The organism is Leeuwenhoekiella sp. W20_SRS_FM14, from assembly GCF_052119605.1.
GTDB lineage: Bacteria > Bacteroidota > Bacteroidia > Flavobacteriales > Flavobacteriaceae > Leeuwenhoekiella.
Genome location: NZ_JBGQOK010000002.1, coordinates 200,626 through 212,437, shown reverse-complemented (window position 1 = coordinate 212,437; position 11,812 = coordinate 200,626). Strand labels below are relative to the sequence as shown.

Genomic DNA, 11,812 nt, shown 5'->3' with positions numbered 1-11,812 from the left:
TAGAAACTCCTAGCTTTGCAGGTATGAAAACAACCTTTGGCAATTTAACCGAATCATCAACACCGGTGTTGATTGATTTTTATGCGACCTGGTGTGGCCCCTGCCAGACCCTTGCTCCTATACTTGAAGATGTAAAAAAAGATTTAGGCGAAAAAGTAAAAATCATTAAGGTTGATGTAGATAAAAATCAGGCGCTCGCTCAAAAATTTCAAGTGCGTGGTGTTCCTACCCTAATGCTTTTTAAAAATGGTAAGCAACTTTGGCGACAAAGTGGAGTGCTTACCAGAGCAGATCTAAAACAGGTCATAGAAAACCATTCGTAAATCCATATTAGCAACAACTCTTTTATTAAATTTAAAGCTTACAACGAACCAGGTTTATGTCTTTAGATTTGATAAGAGTATTGCTTGATACCGGAATGCTTGTCCTTATCTGGCTAGTGCAATTAGTAATTTATCCCGGTTTTTGCTACTATTCTGATACAGATCTGGTTGTTTGGCATAAAAAATACACTACCCAACTATCATATATTGTAATGCCATTGATGATAGGCCAACTATTAGTTACCGCAGTACAACTTATAAATGCAGTTACAGTTTATACGCTGGCCAGTGGATTTGTGGTTATCGCATTGTGGCTGTCTACCTTCATTCAATTTGTACCACTACATAACAGTATAGCCACAAAAACTGCAGCGAAAGAAACCCCTCAACGTCTGGTTAGATTAAATTGGATTAGAACTGTACTATGGACCTTCCTGTTTATATGGAGTTTATTCTGGTACAGTCCCGTTTAGATCTATCTACTTTTAACTTCTCCAAAACCTATTTGCAAAGACTTTTCATAACTACGCAAGATACGCAGCTCCTTAGTAGTCACTAAAGCTAGAGAAAGACCCTCTTTACCGGCTCTGGCCGTTCTACCACTTCTATGGGTATAGTATTCTTCCTGATCTGGCATTTGGTAATGAATTACAAAAGTCAAATCCTGTACATCAAGACCCCGTGCTGCTATATCTGTAGCAACCAGAAGACGTAAACTTTCATTCTTAAAAGCACGCATTACTTTATCGCGCTCTTTTTGCAGCATATCACCCTGCAAAGCTTCTGCAGCTATATTTTTTGCTATGAGTTGCTTTGCTAACTTCGTCGCTGCCGCTTTAGTTTTACAAAAAATAATACCGCGCTCATCGCCTCTGGTTTTTAAAAAATCTAGCAGTATAGGCAACTTATCTGTTTCTTCGCATTGCAAAAATTTATGGTCTATATTCTTATTCACCACATCTTTACTTATTTGAATACGATGCGCTTCAGGAGACATGTGCTCATTTACAATCTGCTTAATTCCGTGCGGCATCGTTGCAGAAAATAACCATTTATTATCTACATTTTTTACAGCATTTAAAATCTCATCTAATTGCTGCTTAAATCCCATACTCAACATCTCATCTGCTTCGTCAAGTACAACAGTATTCACGTAAGAAAGATCAATTATTTTTCGGTTTAGCAAATCTATAAGTCTTCCCGGCGTAGCTACTACGATATGTGTGGGACGCAACAAATTTTTGATTTGAATATCTATTTTTTCACCTCCGTAAATAGCTTCAGTGAATATCTTATCTGTATATTTTGTATACCTAAACAATTGCTTTGCCACTTGTTGACACAGCTCCCGTGTAGGGCATAATATTAGAGCCTGTATGTTCTTTTTCTTAGCATTTATGCGCTCTAAAATGGGTAAGCCATAAGCAGCGGTTTTACCGGTACCCGTTTGCGCCTGTCCCACAAGATGGGTCTTTTCCTGTAATAGAATAGGAATGACTTCTTGTTGAATAGGTGTAGGATTTATTATCCCAAGTTCTGTAAGTCCCTTAATCAAGCCGGCACTTAGGCCAAGCTCTTTAAAATTGTCTGCCATGGTAAAATTTTGAAGCGCAAAGATAGTCAACACAGGTACTAAAACAGTAATAAGAAATTAAGATTAGGGTATTTAGCACCTATTTTATTCTTGTATTTTTAAAATCTAAAAACTCAACTATGCGTTTACTTCTAATTTATAGCTTTTTATTACTTCTTAACTGCAAAACAGCGCAATCTCAAAACAAGCCTGCTTATCAATTATTTAATGCTGAAGGTAAAAAAGTAACCTATCGAGCGATGCTTGATTCTTTAAAAAATCAAAAAGACATTATTTTATTTGGTGAAATGCACGACAACCCTATCGTGCATTGGTTAGAATTAGAAGTAACAAAAGATTTAGCCGAAACAAAAAACCTCACATTAGGCGCAGAAATGATTGAAACAGATAATCAAACTGCAGTCAATGCCTATTTAAAAGATAGTCTTAGTATTAAAGAGTTTACCAGTTCTGCCCGCCTCTGGGTTAATCATAAAACGGATTACCAGCCGCTTCTTGATTTTGCTAAAGCCAAAAATTTAAAATTTATTGCAACAAATATCCCACGTATCTATGCAAGTAGGGTATATAAACAGGGATTTGAAGTTTTAGACAGTTTACCACCTACTGAAAAACAATTTATAGCTCCTTTACCTATCTTATTTGAGCCTAATTTACCCCGTTACAAAGAAATTTTAAAAATGATGGGAGAGCACGGTAGTCCACAATTAGTGATGGCTCAGGCGATAAAAGATGCTACAATGGCTCATTTCATCTTAAAAAATCTAGAAAATGATCACGTTTTTATACATTACAATGGCTCTTATCATAGTGATTATCACGAAGGCATATTGTGGTACCTAAAACAGCAAGCTTCTCATCATAAATATGTTACAATCACTAGCGTTTCTCAGGAAAATCTAGAAACATTAGAAGATAATTACATCAATCAAGCCGATTTTATTATCGTAATTGATGCAGATATGACCACCACGTATTAGGCTTTAAAACGTTTAAATAAATAATTAAACACCTAAGATTTAAACTCGCAGAAATAAAAACGAGTTAAAAAAGTGTGAAACATTCATAAATGATAGTAATACTATTATATTTGCAACCAAAATAATTTTTTATGAATGAGTTACTCAAAAATATTAGGATCACCATTAATGAAGGGATCTATTTAAAGGACCCAGAGTCCTCAAAATTAGGTAAGCGTATCATTGAAGACGGCATTCTACTTATTGATGAATTAGGTTTTGATAATTTTACCTTTAAAAAACTAGGTGATCGCATTCAATCTAATGAAAGCTCTATTTATAGATATTTTGAAAATAAACACAAGTTTCTGGTTTATCTCACCTCATGGTATTGGGGATGGAAAGAATATCAGTTAGTATTTGCAACGGTAAACATCACAAATGCCAGTGAAAAACTAACAAAGGCCATAGAGATTCTTACCCGAAGGGTTGAACAAGATCAATTATTCTCGCATATTAATGAGGTTGCTCTAAGCAAAATTGTTATAAACGAGTACTCAAAATCTTACTTAACAAAGGAGGTTGATAATGAAAATAAAGAAGGTTATTTTGTAATTTATAAACGCTTATCTGGCCGTTTAAAAACGATGATAAGTGATGTAAACTCAGACTACCCATATCCTGCAAGTTTAGCGAGCACTATAATGGCAGGATCTCTACATCAGCATTTTTTAATAGACCATTTTACTTCTTTAACAGATTGTAATGCCAGCACATCGCCATCTCAGTATTTTATACATCTTACCTCAACACTATTAAATTCATAACTCCCTATTAACTATGGATAAGAAATCATACACGCCCTGGCAACGTTTCGTAGGGCTATTAAAGCTAGAGCGCAAAGACTTTTTACAAATATTGTATTATGCGATTTTTGCAGGTATTGTAAGTCTTTCGCTTCCGTTAGGAATTCAAGCAATTGTAAACCTAATTCAAGGTGCACAAATTAGCACCTCGTGGATTGTGCTGGTAGTTCTGGTAACGCTGGGAGTAGCCTTTGTAGGAGCACTTCAACTTATGCAAATACGCATAGTAGAAAATATTCAGCAAAAAATATTTACGAGGGCCTCGTTTGAGTTTACCTACAGATTCCCCAAAATTAAAATGAGTGAGCTTCGGGATTATTACCCACCAGAACTTGCAAACCGTTTCTTTGATGTACTTACCATACAAAAAGGTCTTTACAAGCTAGTTCTTGATTTTCCGGCGGCGATGGTGCAAATTATTTTTGGTTTAATACTATTATCGTTTTACCACCCCTTCTTTATATTTTACGGGTTGTTACTGGTAATTCTTATTTATTTGGTTTTCAAATTTACAGGAAGCACGGGCTTACAAACGAGCCTTACAGAGTCTAAGTATAAATACAAAATTGTACACTGGATTCAGGAAATCGCACGTACCCTAATAAGTTTTAAACTCTCTGGTAAATCTAGTTTGGCTTTAAATAAGAATGACCATTTAGTGAGCGAGTATATCGACTCAAGAGAAAGTCACTTTAGAATTTTACGTATTCAGTTTATTCAAATGGTTGGCTTTAAAGTACTGGTTACAGCGGGTCTTTTATTAATAGGCGGTATCCTGGTACTTAATCAACAAATGAACATAGGTCAATTTGTAGCAGCAGAAATTATAATCCTGCTCATTATAAATTCAGTAGAAAAATTAATTCTGGGACTTGAGAATTTCTATGATTTATTAACGGCCTTAGAAAAAGTAGGAGCTGTATCAGATAAAGAATTAGAATCTCAAAATTTAGCTACGCCATTTACAGACGCTGATTCCTTAACGCTAGAACTTAAAAATATAAGCTACGTTGATGACCGCGATAATAAAAGTATTTTAGATGCAATTACTCTAGATATTAATCCCGGTGAACACCTGCTTATAAATGGTCCTAATGGTTCTGGGAAATCTACGTTACTTAAAATAATAGCAGGACTTATAGAACCTACATCTGGAGATTTCTTTATAAATAATAAATCTATACAGGGCATTAGCTTAAATCATTACCGTGCATTACTAGGACAATCATTCCCTGATGAAACTCCTTTTGAAGGTACCTTATTAGAAAATCTAACTTTTGGAGATCAATCAATTCCTCAAAAAGACATTGACTGGGCTGTAGAGAAAATGGGCTTATCAGAGTTTGTTAAAAATCAACCTTTAGGCTTACATACCCCTTTAAAGCCCGAAGGGAAGTTCATCTCAGAGACTATTTCAAATAAGATCGTTCTGGCCCGTAGTATCGTACGAAAACCTAAAATACTCATACTTAAAGAACCTCTTAATAAATTTTCAACCGAAGAAAAAGAGCGAATAATTAATTTCTTATTTGATAAATCCAACACCTGGTCAATTATAATTGCCAGCAAAGATGCGATGTGGAAAAATTATTGCGAACGAGTATTATGGCTCGATGGCGGTAAAATATCAACTTCAAATTAAATAGCTATGCTTAATATATCTCACAATAAATTAAATAAAGCGGTTGATCTTTCTAAGTATAAATCTGCTATTAAGGTGCTTGAAAAAGAGCATTACACATACTTCAACAGATTTTTAGCTGTATTTGCGATTATTCTGGTAATAATCTTGTTTTTACCGTGGACGCAAACCATATCCTCGGCAGGATTTGTCACAACACTAACACCAGAACAACGGCCACAAACCATACAATCTCCCATCCCGGGCAGAGTTGAAAAATGGTATGTACGCGAAGGAGATTTTGTAGCAAAAGGAGATACAATTCTCTTTATTTCTGAAATTAAAAATGAATATTTTGATCCTAATCTTGTAGAACGCACAGATTTACAGGTGCGTGCAAAAACAAATTCTGTTGAGTCTTATACCCAAAAAGTAACTGCGCTGAGTAATCAAATCGCTGCATTAAATAATGAGCGTATTTTAAAACTTAAGCAAGCTGAAAACAAACGAATACAGGCTGGCTTAAAAATTAAAAGTGATAGTATAGATTATGAAGCTGCAAAAACAAATTTAAGCATTGCACAGCGGCAGTTTGAGCGTACACTTAGTTTACAACAAGAAGGCTTAAAAGCAGTGACTGATGTTGAAGAAAAGCGATTAAAACTTCAGGAAACTGAAGCTAAACTAATCTCTCAGGAAAATAAATTACTGGCAAGCCGTAATGAACTTTTAAATGCCGAAATAGAGCTTAATAGATTAGAAGCTACATATATTGATAAAATATCAAAAGCGCAAAGTGACCGGGCTACGGCACAATCTAGTCAATATGATTCTGAAGCTGAAGTTAGTAAGTTAGAAAATAGCCGTACCAATTATGAGATACGTAATGATATGTACTACATACGTGCTCCCCAGTCTGGTTATATTAATAAAGCTATTATAGGTGGTATAGGTGAGACTTTTAAAGAAGGGCAGCAACTGGTAGGGATAACCCCTTCAGATTATGACATAGCGGTAGAAACATTTGTAAAGCCTATAGACTTACCTCTTATTCATTTAGACGAAAAAGTGCGTGTGCAATTTGATGGGTGGCCTTCTATCGTATTTAGCGGCTGGCCCAATAATTCTTTAGGAACTTTTGGGGCTAAGGTTGTTGCCATTGAGAATTATATTAGTCCTAACGGAAAATACAGAATACTACTGGCTCCAGACCCTGAAGAACAATCCTGGCCTGAAGCTTTACGTGTAGGCTCTGGAGCAAACACAATGGCTTTACTTGAAGATGTTCCTATCTGGTATGAACTTTGGCGAAAACTTAACGGCTTCCCTCCTGACTACTATACTCCTGCAACAAAATCTGAAACTACAAAAAAATGATAAAGGCATTCTTTTTACTACTGTTTTTTGCTTTGAGCTCTTCTCTTTGTGCTCAGGTAGATAGTTTAGAAACTTTAGGATTTAAAGAATATTTAAGTCTGGTAAAGCAGAACCACCCTATAGTTAAACAAGCTAATTTAATTGGAGAGACCGGGGATGCTAAGCTATTAAAAGCCAGAGGAGGTTTTGATCCTAAAATTGAAGTTGATTTTGATCAAAAAGTATTTAAGGAAACTGAATACTATGATTTATTAAATGCAACTTTTAAAATCCCCACCTGGTATGGTATAGATCTAAAAGCACAGTTTGAACAGAATGAGGGCTACTACCTCAATCCACAAAATACGGTCCCTGAAAACGGATTGTATACTGCAGGAATTTCTGCATCATTTGGACAGGGACTGTGGATTAATGACCGTATGACCACGCTTAAACAAGCAAAAATTTATCGGGAGCAGGCACGTGCAGATCTTGACATTGCAGTTAACGTTGTGCTCTATGAAGCTTCGGTTGCTTATTTTGAATGGTTACAGGCTTATAAAAAGGTAAAACTCTTCGACCGGTTTTTAGAAAATTCAAAATTGCGTTTTAGAGGAATAAAAAGCAGCGCTCTAGCAGGAGATAAACCACTTATAGATACTACCGAAGCAACCATAAGCGTACAAAGCAGAGCACTTAACCTAAGGGAAGTTCAATTAGAGTATACCAAGAAGAAACTTGAACTGGCTAACTTTTTATGGCTGGGTAATAATATTCCTGTAGAACTTCAGGATGGTATTTTTCCGCAGGAAGAATTGGGGTTATCTATAGATGAGATTTTAGATATCACAGGATTTGATCTTGCAAATTTTCAGCTTGAACAGCATCCTAAATTACGCTCATTAAATTATAAAGTGGAAGCTTTAGAGCTCGAGCGGCAATTAAAAGCTAATAATTTGCTTCCGGTTATTGACGTGAATTACAACTTTATCTCATCTGAAGGTGATGATCTCAGCACATTTTACACTCAAAATTATAAGGCGGGCTTACGCTTTAAAATGCCACTGTTTTTAAGAAAAGAGCGCGGAGATTTAAAATTGGCTAAGTTAAAGGTTCAAAACTCGCAGTTTGAATTAACCAATTCAAAATTAGAACTTCAGAATAAATTACGCGCAGTTACTACAGAGTTAGAGGTATTGGAAGAACAAAATAAATTGGCAGCAGAACTCGTACGTAATTATGAGACCATGCTGTATGCTGAAGAACGTAAATATCAGGTAGGTGAGAGTTCTATTTTTCTCATAAATTCTAGAGAAGTAAAACTTATAGATGCCCAGTTAAAACAAATAGAAATCACAAATAAATTCTATAAAGCAAAAGCTAACCTCTTTAAGACGATTGCTACCAACCCCAATTCTATTTAGAAAATTATAGGCTACAAAAACCTCTGTTTTAATACTCAAATTTGTAATACTTAAAATTAGGTATTCTTTGTACCTTTGCAGGGTAAAATAGACACACATGATTATTGTAAAAACCAGAGAAGAAATAGAATTAATGCGAGAAAGCGCATTAATTGTTTCAAAAACTCTGGGTGCACTTGCATCTGAAGTTAAACCAGGCGTTACTACCTTGTATCTAGATAAAATAGCTGAAACCTGTATTAGAGATCACGGGGCAATACCAGGATTTTTGGGATTATACGATTTCCCAAATACGTTGTGTATGAGCCCAAATGAGCAGGTCGTTCACGGTATTCCTAATTCAAAACCTTTGGAAGAAGGTGATATTATATCAATAGACTGTGGTGCTTTAAAAAACGGATTTTATGGTGATCACGCCTATACTTTTGAAGTAGGCGAGGTTGACCCCAGCACAAAAAAGCTTCTTGAAGTTTCTAAAGAGTCTTTATACAGAGGTATTGCAGAATTTAAATTTGGCAACCGCGTAGGTGATGTGGGTTATACCATTCAAAAATACTGCGAAGATCACGGCTACGGTATTGTACGAGAGCTTGTAGGTCACGGTCTTGGCGCTAAAATGCATGAAGATCCTGAGATGCCTAACTACGGAAAAAGAGGTCGTGGTAAAAAATTTATTGAAGGTATGGTTGTCGCCATAGAACCTATGGTTAACAAAGGTACTCACCGCATAAAACAACATAATGACGGTTGGACGATTACAACGCGTGACAATGAGCCAAGTGCTCATTTTGAGCATGATGTGGCTTTAATTGACGGTAAACCAGAACTTCTTTCAACTTTTAAGTATATTTATGATGCCTTAGGCATTACAAGCAATGAAGAAGATGCTTTTAGAGCGCAGGCTATTACAAATTAGCAAAACATCAACACCCCCTACATACAATGCAATTAGAAACATGGATCAAGTACCGTGAAGATAATTGGGAAGAAAATTATACTATAGGTCTTTCTAATTATGGTAGAATACGCAGTTACAATAAAGGGCCAGAAGGCACTATAATCAAAGGTGGCCATATTCATGGCTACGTAACTGTAAGTGCAAAACTGGCAAATGGTAAGAGAAAAAATTACTACCTGCACAAACTCCTTGCTAAAGCTTTTTTAAAAGCTGCAGATGATGAGAAAGCAGTTTTACATCTTAACCACGATAAGAAAGATAACCGGATTGAAAATTTAAAATGGGCTACGCACAAAGAACGCTATGCGCATCAAAAAACAAGTCCGTTAGATATTAAAAGACGTACTTCGGGAGAGCGACATTATACAAAATTGACTTTTGCCGAAGCGACAATACTTAAAAAGAAATTACTAGATCCTAACCGTCGTACGCGACTTAAGGTACTGGCTAAACAGTTTGGAGTTTCAGAAATGCAATTACATCGAATTAAAACAGGAGAAAACTGGGGTGATCTTAAAGTATGATTGCACAAATTTTTAAGCGCATACTCAATGCGATTCCGCGGCCCATTCTCATTAGATTAAGTTATATCGCAAGACCTGTTCTTGCGATAGGACTTAAAGGAGACCGCTATGAAGATCCCATAGACGGTAAAATGTTTAGAAAATTTTTACCCTATGGTTATGGTAAGCAAAGAGAAAATGTGCTCTCGCCTTCTACCCTATCTCTAGAAAGACATCGCTTATTGTGGTTGTATTTATCTAAACAAACTAACTTTTTTACCGCTAAAGCGAAAGTTTTACATTTTGCCCCTGAACAGGCATTTTACAAGCGTTTTAGAAAGATGAAAAATCTGGACTATACCACTACAGATTTAAATTCGCCTCTTGCTGATGTGAAAGCTGATATTTGTAATCTTCCTTTTGAAGACGATACGTACGATATTATTTTCTGCAATCACGTTTTAGAACACATCCCAGACGATCTTAAAGCGATGCAGGAACTTTATCGAGTTTTAAAACCCGGTGGAATGGCAATACTTCAAATTCCACAGGATTTAAAGAGAGCCGTAACGTTTGAAGACAACAACATTACAGATCCTAAAAAACGCGCAGAAATTTTTGGTCAGTACGACCACGTGCGCGTGTATGGCCGTGACTATTTTGATAAATTAAGATCTGTAGGTTTTAAGGTTGAGGAAATTGATTATACAGCTACCATACCAGCTACAGAAGTAGATAAATACCGACTGGCTGTAGGCGAAATTTTACCGGTTTGTTATAAATAGGAAAACTAGTTTACTAGAAAATTCTTAAATCCTTTTGACATATAAACCGCGCTACTATCTATAGTTGCATAAATAAAATAAGCCTCTATATCCTGATGCTTTTCTAATACTTTTTTAGATTTCTCGAGACCTAAAGCCATAAAAGCGGTAGCAAAAGCATCTGCCTCTGCACAGGTTGAAGCAATGACGGTTGAGCTTAAAATATCGCTTTTTTCAGCAAGCCCGTTTATAGGATTTACGGTATGTACAAAGCGCTGACCAGTTAAGGAATCTACTCTAAATTTTCGGTAATTACCCGATCCTGCCATTCCTTTATTGTCTAATTCTACAGCAGCCGTGTACCCCCTATCGTTTATTGGCGCATCTATATTTTCAATACCTACACGCCACGGTTGATTTTTATCTAAGTTAATTCCCGAAGCAAGTAATTCTCCTCCTAATTCAACCAGGTAATTTTTTACACCATTTTGCTCAAGCATCTTACCTATACGGTCTATACAATATCCCTTAGCAATGCTATTGAAGTCAAGATACACTGCGCTGTTTTCTTTTTGAATTCTTCCGTTCGCAGAAAGACTAATTTTATCAAGACCTACATAATTGCGCAAAGAATCTAAAGCAACACTATCTAAAACGTTTAAAGGTTTTCCGGGACCAAAACCATATGCATTTACTAAAATGCCTACTGTAGGATCGTAATAGCCACCAGTTGCATTATAAATCTTCCGCGATAGCGCTAAAACTTCTTTAAACATAGTATCAACAACAATTGCAGTATCGCCAGCATTAATTTTGGAAATATCAGAATCTGGCTGATAGGTACTCATAGACTTGTTAATAGCTGCAATGGTAGAGTCAAATTTCTTAACCACATCAAAACGTTCGCTACTGTAAAACTGAACACTATAACCTGTTCCTAAAGCTTCACCGGTTAATGTTACTAACTGGGGTTCTTGCTTACAGCTTAAAAACTGAATGAGTAAAAGAGCAATAAAAAATAATCTCATTATTTAATTTCTTGAAGTCCGTTATAAATTACTGTGTACGAAGTTCCTTTTTCTACAGGTTTCCCATAATCAGTTGCACTACCTAAACCTACGCCAGCGTAAAATGTTTTTGCATTAAATTTATCTGCGTGCTCTTTAATCTCGTTCATAAAAAATGGATCGTAATCATTAGCATCGTCAGGAAAACTCACAGCCTTTACTATAACAAAATGAAGTTTTTTATCACGTAAAGCCACAAATTGAGGATTACGTTTAAGCTGAGAATTCACCCCTAAAAACTCAAAACCCTGTTCTTCAAGATCCTTCCCAACAATATTCATTGCGAGGTTGTGAAGTTCTTGTTTATCTAATAAATCTGCCATTATACAAAGATACTATCTCTCAAATTAGACGTGAAAAAAGAATGAATTTTATTC

13 protein-coding genes are annotated in these 11,812 nt (G+C 35.9%); 10 read left to right on the top strand and 3 right to left on the bottom strand.

Annotated elements, in window-relative coordinates; genetic code table 11:
- Positions 1-23 precede the first annotated feature (23 nt).
- Together trxA and ACEN25_RS04475 are read left to right on the top strand one after the other, a co-directional pair.
- Positions 24-323, top strand: a complete 300-nt coding sequence (trxA, locus tag ACEN25_RS04480; protein WP_028374611.1) for a thioredoxin — start codon at positions 24-26, stop codon at positions 321-323.
- Positions 324-379: 56 nt separating this feature from the next.
- The gene (locus ACEN25_RS04475) at positions 380-796 is read left to right on the top strand and encodes a hypothetical protein (RefSeq protein WP_441801860.1); all 417 of its coding nucleotides are present in this window, start codon (positions 380-382) and stop codon (positions 794-796) included.
- A gap of 2 nt (positions 797-798) precedes the next feature.
- On the opposite strand, the gene ACEN25_RS04470 is transcribed toward ACEN25_RS04475, so the two are convergent.
- On the bottom strand, positions 799-1,917 hold the full coding sequence (locus ACEN25_RS04470; protein ID WP_441801859.1) for a DEAD/DEAH box helicase: 1,119 nt from the start codon (positions 1,915-1,917) through the stop codon (positions 799-801).
- A gap of 119 nt (positions 1,918-2,036) precedes the next feature.
- Between ACEN25_RS04470 and ACEN25_RS04465 the strand changes: the two genes are divergently transcribed.
- The 8 genes from ACEN25_RS04465 to ACEN25_RS04430 all read left to right on the top strand — a co-directional run bounded on the left by ACEN25_RS04465 (position 2,037) and on the right by ACEN25_RS04430 (position 10,389).
- Positions 2,037-2,897: a ChaN family lipoprotein gene (locus ACEN25_RS04465; protein ID WP_441801858.1), complete on the top strand. Its 861-nt coding sequence runs from the start codon at positions 2,037-2,039 to the stop codon at positions 2,895-2,897.
- A 131-nt stretch (positions 2,898-3,028) separates the two neighbouring features.
- Positions 3,029-3,703, top strand: a complete 675-nt coding sequence (locus ACEN25_RS04460; protein ID WP_441801857.1) for a TetR/AcrR family transcriptional regulator — start codon at positions 3,029-3,031, stop codon at positions 3,701-3,703.
- Positions 3,704-3,716: 13 nt separating this feature from the next.
- On the top strand, positions 3,717-5,384 hold the full coding sequence (locus ACEN25_RS04455) for a peptidase domain-containing ABC transporter (protein WP_441801856.1): 1,668 nt from the start codon (positions 3,717-3,719) through the stop codon (positions 5,382-5,384).
- Between the two features lie 6 nt (positions 5,385-5,390).
- The gene (locus ACEN25_RS04450) at positions 5,391-6,740 is read left to right on the top strand and encodes an HlyD family secretion protein (RefSeq protein WP_441801855.1); all 1,350 of its coding nucleotides are present in this window, start codon (positions 5,391-5,393) and stop codon (positions 6,738-6,740) included.
- Complete coding sequence (locus tag ACEN25_RS04445) at positions 6,737-8,143, top strand: TolC family protein (protein ID WP_441801854.1); 1,407 nt, start codon at positions 6,737-6,739, stop codon at positions 8,141-8,143. Before ACEN25_RS04450 ends, ACEN25_RS04445 begins: the two co-directional genes overlap by 4 nt.
- Positions 8,144-8,240: 97 nt before the next feature.
- Entirely contained in the window at positions 8,241-9,059 is an 819-nt protein-coding gene (gene map / locus ACEN25_RS04440; protein ID WP_441801853.1) for a type I methionyl aminopeptidase, read from the top strand.
- A 26-nt stretch (positions 9,060-9,085) separates the two neighbouring features.
- Positions 9,086-9,625, top strand: a complete 540-nt coding sequence (locus ACEN25_RS04435) for an HNH endonuclease (protein WP_028374602.1) — start codon at positions 9,086-9,088, stop codon at positions 9,623-9,625.
- Positions 9,622-10,389: a class I SAM-dependent methyltransferase gene (locus tag ACEN25_RS04430; protein WP_441801852.1), complete on the top strand. Its 768-nt coding sequence runs from the start codon at positions 9,622-9,624 to the stop codon at positions 10,387-10,389. The genes ACEN25_RS04435 and ACEN25_RS04430 overlap by 4 nt, the downstream gene beginning before the upstream one ends.
- Positions 10,390-10,394: 5 nt before the next feature.
- Here the strand turns inward: ACEN25_RS04430 and ACEN25_RS04425 are convergent, their stop codons facing one another.
- The gene (locus ACEN25_RS04425) at positions 10,395-11,396 is read right to left on the bottom strand and encodes an FAD:protein FMN transferase (protein ID WP_441801851.1); all 1,002 of its coding nucleotides are present in this window, start codon (positions 11,394-11,396) and stop codon (positions 10,395-10,397) included.
- Entirely contained in the window at positions 11,396-11,758 is a 363-nt protein-coding gene (locus tag ACEN25_RS04420) for a Na(+)-translocating NADH-quinone reductase subunit F (protein WP_441801850.1), read from the bottom strand. Before ACEN25_RS04420 ends, ACEN25_RS04425 begins: the two co-directional genes overlap by 1 nt.
- Positions 11,759-11,812: the final 54 nt, after the last annotated feature.

Bases quoted from the DNA above. Each gene is read 5' to 3' on its own strand.
- trxA (WP_028374611.1), top strand. From the start codon at position 24: ATGAAAACAACCTTTGGCAATTTAACCGAATCATCAACACCGGTGTTG.
- ACEN25_RS04475 (WP_441801860.1), top strand. From the start codon at position 380: ATGTCTTTAGATTTGATAAGAGTATTGCTTGATACCGGAATGCTTGTC.
- ACEN25_RS04470 (WP_441801859.1), bottom strand. From the start codon at position 1,917: ATGGCAGACAATTTTAAAGAGCTTGGCCTAAGTGCCGGCTTGATTAAG.
- ACEN25_RS04465 (WP_441801858.1), top strand. From the start codon at position 2,037: ATGCGTTTACTTCTAATTTATAGCTTTTTATTACTTCTTAACTGCAAA.
- ACEN25_RS04460 (WP_441801857.1), top strand. From the start codon at position 3,029: ATGAATGAGTTACTCAAAAATATTAGGATCACCATTAATGAAGGGATC.
- ACEN25_RS04455 (WP_441801856.1), top strand. From the start codon at position 3,717: ATGGATAAGAAATCATACACGCCCTGGCAACGTTTCGTAGGGCTATTA.
- ACEN25_RS04450 (WP_441801855.1), top strand. From the start codon at position 5,391: ATGCTTAATATATCTCACAATAAATTAAATAAAGCGGTTGATCTTTCT.
- ACEN25_RS04445 (WP_441801854.1), top strand. From the start codon at position 6,737: ATGATAAAGGCATTCTTTTTACTACTGTTTTTTGCTTTGAGCTCTTCT.
- map (WP_441801853.1), top strand. From the start codon at position 8,241: ATGATTATTGTAAAAACCAGAGAAGAAATAGAATTAATGCGAGAAAGC.
- ACEN25_RS04435 (WP_028374602.1), top strand. From the start codon at position 9,086: ATGCAATTAGAAACATGGATCAAGTACCGTGAAGATAATTGGGAAGAA.
- ACEN25_RS04430 (WP_441801852.1), top strand. From the start codon at position 9,622: ATGATTGCACAAATTTTTAAGCGCATACTCAATGCGATTCCGCGGCCC.
- ACEN25_RS04425 (WP_441801851.1), bottom strand. From the start codon at position 11,396: ATGAGATTATTTTTTATTGCTCTTTTACTCATTCAGTTTTTAAGCTGT.
- ACEN25_RS04420 (WP_441801850.1), bottom strand. From the start codon at position 11,758: ATGGCAGATTTATTAGATAAACAAGAACTTCACAACCTCGCAATGAAT.